Origin of the sequence: Streptosporangium sp. NPDC002524 (assembly GCF_040295985.1) — a bacterium.
GTDB lineage: Bacteria > Actinomycetota > Actinomycetes > Streptosporangiales > Streptosporangiaceae > Streptosporangium.
This window is the reverse complement of the sequence record NZ_JBEOWK010000003.1, coordinates 184272-197701: the sequence shown is the minus strand read 5'-3', so window position 1 is coordinate 197701 and position 13430 is coordinate 184272. Positions and strand designations below refer to the sequence as shown.

Below are 13430 nucleotides of genomic sequence, written 5' to 3'. Positions count from 1 at the left end.
TAGCACGGTGTGCGATCGTAGGGGGATGGACCCGTTGGAGCTTCTGGGACACCCGATACGGCTGCGCATCGTGCACGCGATGCGCGGCCGGACACTGACCACCTCCCAGCTGTGCGCCCGGATCCCCGAGGTCTCGAAGGCCACCGTCTACCGGCACATCGACCTGCTCGCCGCCGGGGGCGTCCTCCAGGTCACCGACGAGCGTCGGGTGCGCGGTGCCGTGGAGCGTCACTACCGGCTGCGGCAGGATCGGGCGACGATCGACGCCGCCACGGCCGAGTCGCTGACCCCGGACGACCACCGGCGCGGATTCGCCGTGGCGATGACCGCGCTGCTCGCCGAGTTCAACGCCTACCTGGACCGGGACCACGCCGACCCGGCGGCGGACCTCGTGGGCTACCGCCAGCACGCCGTCTGGCTCAGCCGGGACGAGCTCCTGGAGATGATCGGCCAGATGCGCCAGGCGATCGCGCCCCGGCTGGCGAACCCGCCCGCGCCGGACCGGGCCCAGTACCTGCTCAGCCCGATCCTGTTCCCGGTCGACGAACCACCCGCCGGCCCGCAGGCCGGTTGAGACACCGCAGGCCCGCACGATTCTGCGGTCCCGTGCGCGCGGGCCGTCCGGTCGCGCCCGCGTACCCGAAGACGCAGTTCGTTCCGCGGTCCCGCGCGCGGGCCGTCCGGGATGCTCCCGCGAGGCCGCCGGACCCCCTCGGGGATGCGATCCTGAGAGTCCGCTGAGGACGCCGTCCACGCTGAGCGAACACGGAACGCGCCGTCGCTTCGGGACGTTGTTCATGTCGTACGGCTGTCGCACGAGTTGAGGCGAAAATGCGCATTCTGCTGTTCCTGACCTTCCTCGTGGTGCCGGTCCTCGAGATATGGGTCCTCATCCAGGTCGGCCAGGTCATCGGCGGGTGGCCGACGGTGGCCCTCCTGCTCGCCGACAGCCTGCTCGGCGCCTGGATCGTGCGCCGCGAGGGCCGCCGGGCCTGGCGCAACCTCCAGGGCGCCCTGCAGAGCGGCCGGATGCCCGACCGCGAGCTCGCCGACGGCGCGCTGGTCCTGGTGGGCGGCACGCTGCTGCTCACGCCGGGGTTCCTCACGGACGTCCTCGGCTTCCTGTGCCTGCTGCCGTTCACCCGGCCGCTGGTCCGCAGGCTCGGATCCTGGTTCTTCGCCCGCCGGGTCCGCACCCTCGTCGCCAGGAACGCCGCGGGCGCCGGGCTCGGCTCGCCGTTCGGCGGCCCCGGCTCGCCCTTCGACGTGCTGCGCGACGCCGGGAGGCCCTCGGGCTCGGGGCCGGTCGTCCACGGCGAGGTCGTCCGCGACGAGCCGGGTGGCGCGGGGGCGCCGGGTGGCGCGGGGGCGCCGGGTGGCGCGGGGGCGCCGGGTGGCGCCGGGGACTCCGGCCGGGGTCTCACCGACCGCTGAGCGCGGCAGGGCGGCGCGGCCACCGGCGTTCCGGTCCTCGGTTCACCGCCGGTTCGCCGATCGCCGGGCGCGGCCAGTGGCCTTCCGGTCCTCGGTTCACCGATCACCGGGTGCGGCTGTGGCGTTCCGGCCCCCGGTTCACCACCGGTTCGCCGATCGACGGGCGCGACCTCCGAGGCCCCCGGCCCCTGGCGCGCCGCGCCTGTCTCACCGGCCGCTGAGCGAGGCCAGGCGGTGCAGCGAGAACCAGAACAGGGCCGCGTTCAGCGGCTTGATCACCTGCCAGCCGAGCCGCCCGGCCGCGCCGAACGGCACGTCGAGATCCTCCTCCCAGACGATCGTGCTGCCGCCGCCCTCGCGGGGCAGCACGCGGAAGATCCCGGTGCCGCGCACCGGCCACCCGGTGTGCCGGACCCCCACGCTCCTCGGCGGGTCCCACTCGGTGATCTCCATGGTGTCGAGGAACCCGGCCGGTCCCACTCCGGTGAAGGCCTCCAGGTGGCTCCCGACGCTGTGGCCGTTCCCGGCGGTGACGCGCGCCCGGGTCAGGATCATCCACTCGCCGTGTCTCCGCCAGTTGGTCAGTACGGCGAACACCCGTTCTGGCGGGACCCGCGTGTCCACCGAGACGCTGATGCTGGAACTGGTCATCCCTGGATCCTTCCCCCGCGGCCGATGGCCGACCCCCGGGCCCCGCCGCGCCCGTGAGATCCTGCCGTGGGCGTTGACAGAAAAACCCTATTTTTCTACCTTTTAAGTCGGAATTTCGGTCGACTCGGGATCGCGAGGGCGTGACGGCGCGGCACGTGCCGCGGCGGGCCCGGGGACGGTCCGCGAGAACGGGGAGAGGGGCGGTTTCACAGATGACCGCGTTCGCGCAGGGAACCGGCCTGATCGAGGTGCGGCCGGTCGGCTGGGACGACACGGCGGCCGTGGCGCTCCGGCGGGCCATGACGGAGGAGATGGACGCCCGCTACGCCGACGTGCTCGCCGTCATCGGCCTCGTGCCCAGCGGCATGAACGTCCAGCCGGAGACCGTCGCCTACACCGGGGTCGCCTACACGGCGGAGGGCGTCGCGGTCGGCCACGTGGCGCTGCGCGGGCTCGGTGACGACGTGGAGCTCAAGCGGATGTTCGTGACCCCGTCCCACCGGGGCACCCGCGTGGCGCGGGCCCTGCTGGCCGCCGCCGAGGACGCGGCCCGCGCGCTGGGCGCGCCCAGGGTCGTCCTGCAGACCGGTCCCCGCCAGCCGGACGCGGTGAGGATGTACGAGCGGGAGGGCTACACCCCCATCCCCGTCTTCGCCCCCTACGACCGGCTCCCCGGCTCCCTCTGCTTCGAGAAGCTCCTCTGACACGGGCCTCCCGACAGGGGGCGTTCCGGGCGATCTCCCGGCTCCCGCCCCGCCCCCGGCTCCCGGTTCCGGACTCCCGGCTCCCGGTTCCGGACTCCCGGCTCCCGGTTCCGGGCTCCCGGTCGCCGGGGCCGGGTCCCCGCCGGTCCCCGGACACGGGTTCGCCGGCCCGGCCGAGGGAACGGCCGGACCGGCGAGGTGCTCGCGGGCGTCTGTCTAGGACGGGGACGCCGCGTGCTCCGGACTGTCGACGTAGATCCGACCGAAGTCGATCGCCGGGGCGAATCCGGCGAAGTTACGCTGGACCTCGGCTCTCTCCGCCGCGTTCGGGTTCGGGTTGGTGCAGCTCGTGCCCGCGCTCGCGCCGGACATCAGGTCCGTGCACCGACCGGTACGCCGGTCGGGCAGGCCCAGGATGTGGCCGATCTCGTGGGCGGCGATCCGCAGCGGGTTGTGTCCCTCCGCGGTCGCCTGCCGCCCCATCCACACGGTTCCGCGTCCCAGGCTGGTGGGCTGCGCACGGGGCCAGCCGTTGTCGGCGATCACCACGAAGTCCGCGGGACTGCCGGCCACCAGTCGTACGTTCGAGACGCTGGAGTTCCAGATCTGAGCCGCCTGGTCCACGGCGGACCGGAACTCCGCGGCCCTGCTCGCGTCGTACCTGAGCACGCGAACCGCCGCTGTACGGGCGTCTGCCGTGTGGGCGGACGCTGCCTGGGCGGGGGTGACCGTCACCAGGAAGGCCAGCCCCAGGATGAGGGCGACGCCGAAGCGAATGATTCTCGACATTTCTAGCGGGCCTCCTCGGCCATCGGGGGGTTGCTCACGGGGAGCAGCTGGTGAGGAGGTGAGATCAGCCGGTGACGAGCGTCAGCCCGTACGCCGAGAGGATCTCGTTGACCGGCTGGTGGTACGTCGTGCCGCCGGAGGTGCAGTTGCCCGAGCCGCCGGAGGTGACACCCTGGGCCTGGCTGCCGGAGATGAACGAGCCGCCGGAGTCGCCGGGCTGGGCGCACGCGCTGGTGCGGGTCAGGCCGCTCACGGTGCCCTGCGGGTAGGTCACGCTGGCGTTGTGCTGCTGGATGGTGCCGCAGCGCCAGCCGGTGGTGGAGCCGGAGCGGCAGATCGAGGAACCGACCGAGGCCTGGGTGGAGCCGCGAACGGTGACGTTGGCGCCGCCGGAGCCGCGGACGTAGGGGGTCACGGTGTGGCCGGGGGTGGAGACCCAGGCGTAGTCGTTGCCGGGGAACGACGAGCCGTAGAAGGAGCCGGACGGGTTGGTGGTGGCGTTGCCCGCCCTGCCGCAGTGACCGGCGGTCACGAAGCCGGGGGCGGAGCCACGGCGCGCGGAGAAGCCGATGCTGCAGCGGCTGCCGCCGATGTAGTAGGCGTTGCCGCCGATGATGTTGATGAAGGCCTGGGGCTTCTCGGTGGAGAGCACCACCTTCACGACGCTCTTGTCGGCGCCCGCGGCGGCGGCGAGGGCCTCGCCCGCGGCCTGGGTACCGGCGAGGACCACGACGCTGTTGGTCGCGACGTCGACGTACCAGAGGGACGCTCCGGCCTTCGCCTCCGCCGACGCCCCGTCGAGCTTGGCCTTGACGGCGTCGAGGTCGGCGAGGGACTTGCCGACGATCACGGGCTGCGCGCCCTTGGCCCTGATGGCGCCCGCGGCGGCGGCGTCGGTGGTCGCCACGGAGAGCTGAGAGGCGTCTCCGTTGAGCCAGGCGCCGCCGTACTTGGCGCCGAGCTCCTGGGTCAGGGCGGCCTCGGAGGCGGCCGCGCGGTGCTCGTTGGCCAGGCGCTGGACGGCCTGCTCGGCGGTGAGGCCGAGGTCGCGCTGGAGGGCCTCGAGCATGGCTGGCTGAGGCTGGGGGGCAGGGGGGGCGGATGCTGCGACGGCGGGCGCCACGGTGGCGACCAGGTACAGGGCCACGGTAGCGGCGCCGGCCAGGAGGGTACCTCGACGTAACATGAACACTCCTTGTGAGGGGTGATGTCAAGGTATTCGGGAGAGGCTCGTGGAGGGATCTCCCAAAGAATCCCTATCGCGATGTTATGGGGGGTCTTGATGGTTTTCCTGGCCTATGGCGGACGGGGTGCGGCAGCCCGGACGAGCACCGCGGACGCCTCCCTCCCGAGGCGTCGATGAGACCGAAACGGCCGAGGAGTATGGCCGAAACGGCGGGCGGTTGATCGCCGATCGCGTGCTTTCCCCCCTCGCGCGGCCGGGGGGAACTCTGGAAGACTGGTCGTCGCGCCCTTGGCGCACGGGTGCCGATTCCTGACAGCGATCAAACGGAGCGCGTCGATGACTTGTTCTGGACATCCAGAACTCGCGAGGACGGGTCGCCGCACCGCACGTGCGGCCGGTCACGGGGAAGGCACCCTCGCGAGGTCCGCTCCTCGCCTCTCCCGGACGCGCCCCGCGCGGGCCGCCGTCCCGGCCCCCCACCGTCCGGCCGTCACGGCCCGGACGTCACAGAAGGACACGTGTCATGACTGACGAAGCCGCCGCCGCCGACGAGAGCGAGGAGACGGCGACGCTGCCGCGCCGCGTCGACGCGCTCCGGTGCCCGCACACCGAGCCCGGCGAGCGCCGCTGCGTCCTGCCGCCCGGCCACGAGCTGGACCACGTCTACCCGCACAAGAAGGCCCCCGCGCTGTGCGCGGGTGAGTGACGGACGGGCCGGTCACGGGTCCGACGACGGGGTGTTCCCCGCGTTGTGCGCGAGTGACGGGCGGGCCGGTCGCAGGTCTGACGACGGGGTGTTCCCCGCGTTGTGCGCGAGTGACGGGCGGGCCGGTCGCAGGTCTGACGACCGGGTGTTCCTCGCGCTGTGTGTGAGTGAGTGACGGGCCGCCCCGCCGCCCACCGGGGGTCCCGCCCCGCCTCGGTGACGTCCCTGGCCTCGCGGACGAGAACAGGCCTGTCCGCGCGGGGGAGACGCCCCAGCTGTCCCCTCGGGGTGAGTTTCCTTCGGGGCGGGTCCCCTCAGATGACGCCGATCACCTCGGCGGCCGTCACGGCCGCGCGGACGGCCTGCGCCGGGTCACCCTCGTGGTAGAGCCGCTCGCTCGTCTCGATGTTGTCGAGGAACTCCTGGTAGCGGAGGGCGTACGCGAGATGCTGCAGCGGTTCCGCCAGGACCAGCGCGCGGGCCGGGTCGCAGCCGGGGACGCTCGCCGCCCACGTCGCGCACCAGGCATCCGCGGCGGCCTCCCAGTGGCCTGCGGGCAGGAAGTCGCGGGGCCGCAGCCCGTCGAGGGCGGGGTGGCCGTAGTGGCTGTCGGCCAGGTCCAGCACGACGGTGCCGCGCGGCCCCGACACCCAGTTGCCTGGATGGAAGTCGCCGTGCACCAGCGTGCACGGCAGGCCGCAGGACTCCAGCGCGGCGATCAGCGACGGCAGGCGGCCGGCCAGCCGGTGGGCCAGGCGCAGCTCTCCGGCGTCCAGGTCGCGGCCCGCCTCGCCGTCGAGCAGCCCGCCCACCAGGGTGGTCATGGTCGCGGGGGTGCGGTCGGGCAGCCCCTCGGGCCGCCCGCCCCCGCGCGCGGCGAGAGCCGCCTGTGCCTTCGCCAGCCGGCTCACCGCCCCGGCGACGACCTCCCGCGGCGCGCCGTGACAGTCGCCGCCGGGCACGTGCTCCAGGAGCACCCGCCGGTTCGGGGTGTCGGCCGCCACCACCGCGGGCACCAGGCCGGGATCCTCCGCCGCGAGCATCCCGATCGCGCGGGCCTCGTCGGCGGCGAAACCGGGAGTGATCTTCAACCAGACCGGTCCCGGGCTGGTGGGGATGCGGAACAGCCCCGCCAGGTTCCACGTCTTCACCTGTCGCGCGGGCCCCTCGGCGGGCCTGCCCGCCTCGCGCAGCGCGGTCCGGGCCCAGCCGAGCGCCGCGCGCACCCCCGAGGCCTTCGCCCACTCCGCCCGGTGCGCCACGGGGCCCGTCAGGTCTCCGGGCGCGGACGGCTTCCCGGCCGCGCCCGGATCAGGCTTCCCGGCCGCGCCCGGATCACCGGGCCGCAGGGAGGCCAGGCCCATCGTCGGCCGGTCGAGGGCCTCGACGTGGTAGGTCGTGTGGCCCTCGCGGGGGCCGCGGCCCCGCTCCTCGGCGTCGACCAGGCGCAGCACCACCACGGGCGTGCCGAGCACTCCCTCCAGGTGAGCCGCGACCGATCCGACCTCGGCCCACCAGGGATCGGCCACCGGGAACGGTCCGACCGTCCCCAGCCACTCGTCGCCGGCCGTCACGAGGGCGCTCACCGTGCGGCCCGGCGCTTCGCTCACGAGGGCGCTCACCGTGCGGCCCGATGCCTCGCTCACGGGGGCGCTCACGTGCGGCCCGATGCTTCACTCACGCGGGCAGTGTGCCGCCGGGGAGCCTTCCGGCGCCACGGGTTTTCCCGGGCCGGTACGCCGGCGCCTCCCTGAGCCGGAGCACCCGGGTCTCCCCGGGCCGGAGCGCCCAGTCTCCCCGGGCCGGAGCGCCGGGGTTCCCCGGTTCGAAGCGCCAGGACCTCCCCGGGCCAAGGGGGCCGGGGCCCCTCGGACCTCCCGGGACCTTCCGGGACCTCCCGGGACATCTCCGAGCCGGAAGGTGCTCGCTCGGCGGCCTGTCGACGCCCGGTCAAGGCCCGGTCAAGGCCGTTCGGGGCCTCCTCGGCGTCCCTCCAGCGTCCCCCCAGGGCCCCTTCGGCGTTGCTTCAGTGCCCGGGGCCGTGATCGTCGAACAGGGAGGGCTCGCGCTGCCGGCTCGGCTGTGCGTGGGGTTCCATCGGCCCGGCGGGCTGGTGGCCGTCGCCCGGCCGGTCGTCACCCGCGCGGGAGCGCCGCAGCTGCGACCGGAGCTCCGCGTCCTCGCGCATCTCCTGCTCCGAGGGGGACAGGAAGATGGCCAGGAGCAGCCCGAGGGTGAGCAGGCTGATCCCGACGAGCAGGGGCAGCATGAAGTCCATGCCCTGGGCCCCGCTCGTCGGCGAGACGGTGTCGTGGACGCCGACGTCCATGGCGAACATGCCGGTGTAGTGCATCCCATTGACCGCGAGTCCCATCAGCAGGGCGGCGCCGGTGGTGGCGAGCGCCCCGCGTACGCGCACGCTGAACCAGAGCGCCACCGTCGCCGCGACCACGGCGATGAGCACCGACACCCCGACCAGGAGAGGGTCGTAGCTCACGTGCGCGGACATGTTCATGGCCGCCATGCCCAAATAGTGCATCCCCGCCACGCCCAGGCCGGTCAGCAGCCCGCCCCCGAGGAGCGCGCCGGTGCTGTTCTCCCTGCGCGAGACCAGGAAAAGCCCGGCGCCGACCACGACGACCGCGAGCACCGCGGACGCGACGGTCAGCGGCACGTCGTAGCGGATCGACGTGCCCCGCACGTCGAAGCCCATCATCGCGATGAAGTGCATCACCCAGATGCCGGTCCCGCCGATGGACAGGGCCGCGCCGACGAGCCAGAGCAGGGGCGAGCCCCCCTCCTCCGTCCCGCGTGCCCGCGCGGCGAGCAGCAGCCCCAGCAGACAGCCGATACTCGACATGATGTACGAGGCCGCCGGTGTGACGAACCCGTAGGCGAAATGGTCGATGGCAGGCATGGCGTACTCCTGGCGGACGGGGGAGAGTTGGAACGTGCCAGGTCGTGGTCAGGCCTGGCGGCACGCGGGGTCGGTCGTGGGGTGGCCCGAGCCGCGATTGGCTGACCGACCAATCACTGCGAGGGGTGCTCACCTTACAGTTCCCCGGTTCCGAATGGCCATAATGGGGTGATTAAGAATGCCTAAAACGATCACGCGGTGACTGTTCCGCTCACGTGAAGTGAACATTCCAGGAGAGGAGGGGGCCCGATGATCAGGCTCACCGGCCAAGGAAGAAAGACGCCACCGCCTCCGATATGGCCGGAGGACCGCTACGAGGTCGTCTGCGAGCGTGACGACCCGCACGGGAGCACTCGCGACCACTATCACTTCCCCCGGCACGCCGTGCACTCGGCTCATGACCTTGAGACGGCGGGGCTCGCCAGGAGGGTGCGCGTGGTCAGGCTGTCCGACGGGGTGGTGATCTACGACCGCGTCAACGGCGTCGACCTGCCCGCCGACGAATGGTGACCCGCCGGGCCCCGCGACGGGGTGCGGGGGAGCCGGATCAATCCCCCGGGCAGGGGTAAAGGTTCTGGGTGGACGCCGGATACGCTGTCCGTGCCGGCCGCCCGATGGTGCCATGAGTATCGAGGAGTGGTCGTGGACGGATCTGTGCCATCTGTACCGCGAACGGACGGAAACCGCGGGAACGGTGAGACGGGGCCTTACGAGGGGCGCGCGAGAATGCTCGCGGGCCTGGCCGAGGCCAGCCACATGAGCGCGGTGGAGGACCTGCCGGGCCTCGTCGTGCGGTACGGCGCCCATGCCGGGCTGAGCGACGTGCTGATCTACCTCGCCGACCTGCAGCAGGACGTACTGCGCCCGCTGACCGCCGATGACACCGGTGAGGAGACGGAGAAGGGCGAGCTGCGGATCGACGGGACGCTGGCGGGCCGGGCCTTCCAGGAGGTGCGCGTCCTGTCCAGGCTCCCCTCGGAGGACGAACCGGGCCACTGGTGGGTGCCGCTGCTCGACGGCACCGAACGCCTCGGGGTGCTGCGCGTCGGCGTCCGGCCGGGGGCGGACGAGGACCGGGCCCAGGAGGACATGCGGCATCTCGCGTCCATGACCTCGCTGCTGCTGGTGAGCAAGCGCTCACAGAGCGACTCCTACGCCCGGCTGGTACGGACCCGGCCGATGAACGTCGCCGCCGAGATGCAGTGGAACCTGCTGCCGTCGCTCACCTTCGCCAACGAGGAGGTGGTGATCGGCGCCGCGCTCGAACCGGCCTACGCGCTCGGCGGCGACGCCTTCGACTACGCGCTGGCCGGAGACTCCGTCCACCTGGCGGTCTTCGACGCGATGGGCCACGACGCGTCCGCGGGGCTGACCTCGAACCTCGCGGTGGCCGCCTGCCGCAACCGCCGCCGCCAGGGCGCCGACCTCGTCGAGGTCAGCGAGGGGATCGAGGAGGTGCTGATCGAGGAGTTCGGCCTGGGCAACCGCTTCGCCACGGCGATCCTCGCCAACCTGGACACGCGCACCGGCGTGTTCACCTGGGTCAACCGCGGGCACCACCCCCCGGTGGTGATCAGGAGGGGGCGCTGGGTCGCCACCCTGCAGTGCCCGCCCGCCCACCCGATGGGGCTCGGCCTGGGGCTCACCGTGACCCTGTGCAGGGAGCAGCTGGAGCCCGGCGACCGCGTGCTCCTCTACACCGACGGCATGACCGAGGCCCGCAACCGGCTGGGCCAGGAGTTCGGCCTGGAGCGTTTCGTCGACTTCATCATCCGCCGCAACGCCGACGGCCTTCCCGTACCGGAAACCCTGCGCCGCCTGGTCCGCAGCGTGCTGGAGTATCACGACGGGAGGCTGCAGGACGACGCGACCGTCCTGCTGGTGGAGTGGCGCGGCGGCGCCCAGAAGAAGCTGCGCCTCTGAGCCGGGGCCGCTGATCCTGAGCCTCAAGAGCCCCCGGGGTCAGCGGGCGAACAGGTCGGGGGAGTAGGGGCTCTCGCCGTCCCGGATCGCCGAGAGCATCCGGCCCGCGTACGCCCGCACGGCCTCGTGCAGGCCGTGGCCGAAGCTCACGCGGGCCACCCCGAGGTCCGCCAGCTCGCCGAGCGACGGCGTGCCGGGGCGGAACAGGATGTTGATCGGCCCCTCTATCCTCTCGACCAGCGCGCGGATGGCCCCCGCCTCGTCCGCGAGGATCGGATAGACGCAGTCGGCGCCCGCCTCCAGGTAGCGGCGGCCCCGCCGCACCGCCTCGGCCAGCCGCTCCTCGGCGCTCCCCGTGCCGTGGAGGTAGGTGTCGACCCGGGCGTTGATCACCAGGTCCACGCCCGCGCCGGTCGCGGCGGCCCTGACGGCGCCGAGGAGGGCGGCCTGCTCCTCGACGTCGGCCATCGCCCCGGTACGGGGGTCGGAGTCCTCCAGGTTGCAGCCGGACGCCCCCGCCGCGACGAGCCGCTCGACCAGCTCCGCGGGCTCCAGCCCGTAGCCGCGCTCCATGTCGGCGGTGACGGGCAGGGCGACCGAACGGCTGATCCTGGCGATCGCGGCCAGCATCTCCTCGACCGGCGTCTCCTCGCCGTCGTCGTACCCGAGCACCGGGGCGACCGCGGCGCTGCCGGTGGCGACCACCGGGAAGCCCGCCGCCTCGACGGCGCGGGCCGACGCGGCGTCCCAGACGTTGGGCAGGACCAGCGGACGGCCGGGTGTGTGCAGCGCCCGCAGCGCCGAGGCTTTCCCCTGGGCCGTCGGAGAGGTGGTGCCGCCGGTGTTCTCGCTGGTGGAAGTGGTCATGGGAGCGACCCTAGGGGGCGAGCGGACCGACCTTAAGAGCCAATTCCGCGCCAATCGATTGGGCCACTTCCCCGGTTCCCGCCACCGGGGGAGGAACCGGACGATCTTCCGCGGCGAGGCGGTCCTCCGGGGGCATGGAGGAGCCCGAACGAGGAGGTTCCGGAGGGGAAGGTCCTGGAATCTCAGGGGGCCCTGGAAATGGGGCCCTGGAAAACGGGGCCCCGGAAGGTGGAGATCCCGGGGGGAGGGAGGCTCCGGGAAGAGGATCTCCGAAGCGGCGCCTCGGGAGCGGTGCCCCGGGAGCGGGGAGGTCTCGGAAGTGGTGCCTCGGGAGCGGGGAACGGAAGACCCCCGGCCCTGGTGGGGGCCGAGGGTCTCCGACTGTCCGAACTCTCCGAATCGGTCAGGCGCTCTTGCGGCGCTGGGCGCGTAGAATCGCCAGGCGCTCGTTGAGCACCTCCTCCAGGTCCTCGATCGTGCGGCGCTCCAGCAGCATGTCCCAGTGCGTCCGTGGGGGCTTGGCCTTCTTTGCCTCCGGCAGCTCGCCGTCCACCCGGAGGGCGGTCGCGCCGCACATGCGGCACTCCCAGGTCGCCGGGATCTCGGCTTCAGCGGCAAGCGGAACGTCGAATCGATGACCCTTCGGGCAGGTGTAGGACACCTCCTGGCGCGGGGCCAGATCGGTGTTGCGGTCGTTCTCGTAGCTGGTCGCCCCGAGTCTGGTGCCGCGTAGCGCACGCTCGCCCATGTCTGAATGCCTCCTGAGGGCCCCGTCGTGAGGGGTTTGTCTCCCACGGCGTACAACGCTTGATACCGTGTGTGGATTCCCACAGACAGGGTGATCCAATCGCACGTTCTTGACCCGGTCTGCGAAGGGCCCCTTTTTCGGGGCGTTCTCAGAGGCGTTCCGGCACCCGGTTCCCGGCCGCTCTGATGGCCTTGGGCAGGTCGATGAGGGCGAGCAGCACGAAACCGAGCACGAAGAAGATCACCAAAGAGATGATTCCCAGGCGATAGCTGTCGGTCATCTGGAGCGCCAGGCCGAGGGTGAACGAGCCGAGGAACGTCGATCCCTTGTCGCTGATCTCGTACAGGCTGTAGTACTCCGCCTCCTTGCCCTTCGGGATCACGTGGGAGAACAGCGACCGCGACAGGGCCTGCGTCCCGCCCATCACGATCGCGATGGCGAACCCCAGCGCGAAGAAGGGCAGGGCCGCGCCCTTGGGCAGGAAGTACGCCACGGCCACCACCGCGATCCAGGCGATCAGCGCGACCATCACGACCCGCTTGGCCCCGTACGAGGAGGCGAGCCGGCCGAGCAGCAGCGCCCCGAAGAAGGCCACGAACTGCACCATCAGGATCGCCGCGATCCGTACGGTCTGGTCCAGCCCGAGCTCCTTGTCGGCGTAGGTGGCCGAGAAGGAGATGACGGTCTGCACGCCGTCGTTGTAGATGAGATAGGCGACCAGGAAGCCCAGGGTCAGCGGATAGCGCCGCAGCTCCCTGATCGTGCGGCCCAGCTGGCGGAAGCTGCCCGTCACGGCCTGGCTCGCGCTCTCCGCGCCCGAGGGGAGCGCCCGCCGGTTGCGCAGCCGCAGCAGCGGGATGATCGTGAACCCGCCCCACCACAGGCCCGCGGACGACAGGGCGATGCGCACGGCGTCGCCCTCGGTGATGCCCAGGCCGTCGTGGCCGAGGAAGAGCGCCAGGTGGACGGCGAGCAGCAGGCCGCCGCCGAGATAGCCGAAACCCCACCCCCTGGCGGAGACCTTGTCACGCTCGTCCGCCGTGGAGATCTCCGGCAGGAACGAGTTGTAGATCACGAACGCGGCGGCGAAGGCGACGCTGGACACCAGGAAGAGCGCGCCGCCCAGCAGATAGCGCCCGTCGGCGACGAACCAGAAGCAGACGGTCGCGCCCGCCCCGATGTAGGCGAAGAGGCCGAGCAGCTCCTTCTTGCGGCCGGTGTGGTCGGCCAGCGCGCCCACCATGGGCATCAGGATGATCTGCAGGATGGCCGCGAAGCCCACCACGAAGGAGTAGTAGGCGCTGGGCCGCACGTCGAACCCGATCACGTCCACGTACGGGCGCCCCTGGGCGGCGGTCTCCGCGATCGTCGTCAGGTACGGGCCGAGGAAGACCGTCAGGATGGTGGTCGGGAAGGCGGAGTTCGCCCAGTCGTAGAAGTACCAGCCGCGTTGCTCGCGGAGCCGGGACTGGGGGGAGTCCTCGACGGCCTGTTCGGAGGTCATG

General features: G+C 72.3%; 14 protein-coding genes. 6 read left to right on the top strand and 8 right to left on the bottom strand.

Annotated features, from left to right (window positions below):
- Positions 1-25 precede the first annotated feature (25 nt).
- Together ABT053_RS05850 and ABT053_RS05845 are read left to right on the top strand one after the other, a co-directional pair.
- Positions 26-574: a helix-turn-helix domain-containing protein gene (locus ABT053_RS05850; RefSeq protein WP_350967729.1), complete on the top strand. Its 549-nt coding sequence runs from the start codon at positions 26-28 to the stop codon at positions 572-574.
- A gap of 257 nt (positions 575-831) precedes the next feature.
- Positions 832-1434, top strand: coding sequence for an FxsA family protein (locus ABT053_RS05845; RefSeq protein ID WP_350967728.1), 603 nt, complete (start codon positions 832-834; stop codon positions 1432-1434).
- A gap of 207 nt (positions 1435-1641) precedes the next feature.
- Here ABT053_RS05845 and ABT053_RS05840 read toward each other — a convergent pair whose 3' ends face one another.
- Positions 1642-2085, bottom strand: a complete 444-nt coding sequence (locus ABT053_RS05840; protein ID WP_350967727.1) for an SRPBCC family protein — start codon at positions 2083-2085, stop codon at positions 1642-1644.
- Between the two features lie 212 nt (positions 2086-2297).
- Here ABT053_RS05840 and ABT053_RS05835 point away from each other — a divergent pair, with 212 nt between their 5' ends.
- Complete coding sequence (locus ABT053_RS05835) at positions 2298-2789, top strand: GNAT family N-acetyltransferase (RefSeq protein WP_350967726.1); 492 nt, start codon at positions 2298-2300, stop codon at positions 2787-2789.
- A 216-nt stretch (positions 2790-3005) separates the two neighbouring features.
- Here the strand turns inward: ABT053_RS05835 and ABT053_RS05830 are convergent, their stop codons facing one another.
- Positions 3006-3578, bottom strand: a complete 573-nt coding sequence (locus ABT053_RS05830) for a snapalysin family zinc-dependent metalloprotease (protein ID WP_350967725.1) — start codon at positions 3576-3578, stop codon at positions 3006-3008.
- A 64-nt stretch (positions 3579-3642) separates the two neighbouring features.
- Positions 3643-4764, bottom strand: a complete 1122-nt coding sequence (locus ABT053_RS05825) for a S1 family peptidase (RefSeq protein ID WP_350967724.1) — start codon at positions 4762-4764, stop codon at positions 3643-3645.
- A gap of 523 nt (positions 4765-5287) precedes the next feature.
- Here ABT053_RS05825 and ABT053_RS05820 point away from each other — a divergent pair.
- A complete protein-coding gene (locus tag ABT053_RS05820; RefSeq protein WP_350967723.1) occupies positions 5288-5470 on the top strand; it encodes a hypothetical protein in 183 nt (60 codons plus the stop codon).
- Between the two features lie 314 nt (positions 5471-5784).
- Here ABT053_RS05820 and ABT053_RS05815 read toward each other — a convergent pair whose 3' ends face one another.
- Positions 5785-7116: a phosphotransferase gene (locus ABT053_RS05815; protein WP_350967722.1), complete on the bottom strand. Its 1332-nt coding sequence runs from the start codon at positions 7114-7116 to the stop codon at positions 5785-5787.
- A gap of 380 nt (positions 7117-7496) precedes the next feature.
- Positions 7497-8387: an MHYT domain-containing protein gene (locus tag ABT053_RS05810; protein WP_350967721.1), complete on the bottom strand. Its 891-nt coding sequence runs from the start codon at positions 8385-8387 to the stop codon at positions 7497-7499.
- A gap of 249 nt (positions 8388-8636) precedes the next feature.
- Between ABT053_RS05810 and ABT053_RS05805 the strand changes: the two genes are divergently transcribed.
- Both ABT053_RS05805 and ABT053_RS05800 read left to right on the top strand, forming a co-directional pair.
- The gene (locus tag ABT053_RS05805) at positions 8637-8897 is read left to right on the top strand and encodes a hypothetical protein (protein WP_350967720.1); all 261 of its coding nucleotides are present in this window, start codon (positions 8637-8639) and stop codon (positions 8895-8897) included.
- 216 nt (positions 8898-9113) lie between these two features.
- The gene (locus ABT053_RS05800; RefSeq protein ID WP_350967719.1) at positions 9114-10310 is read left to right on the top strand and encodes a PP2C family protein-serine/threonine phosphatase; all 1197 of its coding nucleotides are present in this window, start codon (positions 9114-9116) and stop codon (positions 10308-10310) included.
- A 39-nt stretch (positions 10311-10349) separates the two neighbouring features.
- Here ABT053_RS05800 and ABT053_RS05795 read toward each other — a convergent pair whose 3' ends face one another.
- From ABT053_RS05795 to ABT053_RS05785, 3 genes are all read right to left on the bottom strand, one after another.
- Positions 10350-11177, bottom strand: a complete 828-nt coding sequence (locus ABT053_RS05795) for an isocitrate lyase/PEP mutase family protein (RefSeq protein WP_350967718.1) — start codon at positions 11175-11177, stop codon at positions 10350-10352.
- A 403-nt stretch (positions 11178-11580) separates the two neighbouring features.
- Positions 11581-11925, bottom strand: coding sequence for an RNA polymerase-binding protein RbpA (locus tag ABT053_RS05790; protein ID WP_089205581.1), 345 nt, complete (start codon positions 11923-11925; stop codon positions 11581-11583).
- Between the two features lie 148 nt (positions 11926-12073).
- Positions 12074-13429 (bottom strand): MFS transporter, encoded by a 1356-nt coding sequence (locus ABT053_RS05785; RefSeq protein WP_350967717.1) that lies wholly within the window; start codon positions 13427-13429, stop codon positions 12074-12076.
- Position 13430: the final 1 nt, after the last annotated feature.

Bases quoted from the DNA above. Each gene is read 5' to 3' on its own strand.
- ABT053_RS05845 (WP_350967728.1), top strand. From the start codon at position 832: ATGCGCATTCTGCTGTTCCTGACCTTCCTCGTGGTGCCGGTCCTCGAG.
- ABT053_RS05790 (WP_089205581.1), bottom strand. From the start codon at position 11,925: ATGGGCGAGCGTGCGCTACGCGGCACCAGACTCGGGGCGACCAGCTAC.
- ABT053_RS05820 (WP_350967723.1), top strand. From the start codon at position 5,288: ATGACTGACGAAGCCGCCGCCGCCGACGAGAGCGAGGAGACGGCGACG.
- ABT053_RS05810 (WP_350967721.1), bottom strand. From the start codon at position 8,387: ATGCCTGCCATCGACCATTTCGCCTACGGGTTCGTCACACCGGCGGCC.
- ABT053_RS05840 (WP_350967727.1), bottom strand. From the start codon at position 2,085: ATGACCAGTTCCAGCATCAGCGTCTCGGTGGACACGCGGGTCCCGCCA.
- ABT053_RS05805 (WP_350967720.1), top strand. From the start codon at position 8,637: ATGATCAGGCTCACCGGCCAAGGAAGAAAGACGCCACCGCCTCCGATA.
- ABT053_RS05830 (WP_350967725.1), bottom strand. From the start codon at position 3,578: ATGTCGAGAATCATTCGCTTCGGCGTCGCCCTCATCCTGGGGCTGGCC.
- ABT053_RS05785 (WP_350967717.1), bottom strand. From the start codon at position 13,429: ATGACCTCCGAACAGGCCGTCGAGGACTCCCCCCAGTCCCGGCTCCGC.
- ABT053_RS05850 (WP_350967729.1), top strand. From the start codon at position 26: ATGGACCCGTTGGAGCTTCTGGGACACCCGATACGGCTGCGCATCGTG.
- ABT053_RS05795 (WP_350967718.1), bottom strand. From the start codon at position 11,177: ATGACCACTTCCACCAGCGAGAACACCGGCGGCACCACCTCTCCGACG.
- ABT053_RS05800 (WP_350967719.1), top strand. From the start codon at position 9,114: ATGCTCGCGGGCCTGGCCGAGGCCAGCCACATGAGCGCGGTGGAGGAC.
- ABT053_RS05835 (WP_350967726.1), top strand. From the start codon at position 2,298: ATGACCGCGTTCGCGCAGGGAACCGGCCTGATCGAGGTGCGGCCGGTC.
- ABT053_RS05825 (WP_350967724.1), bottom strand. From the start codon at position 4,764: ATGTTACGTCGAGGTACCCTCCTGGCCGGCGCCGCTACCGTGGCCCTG.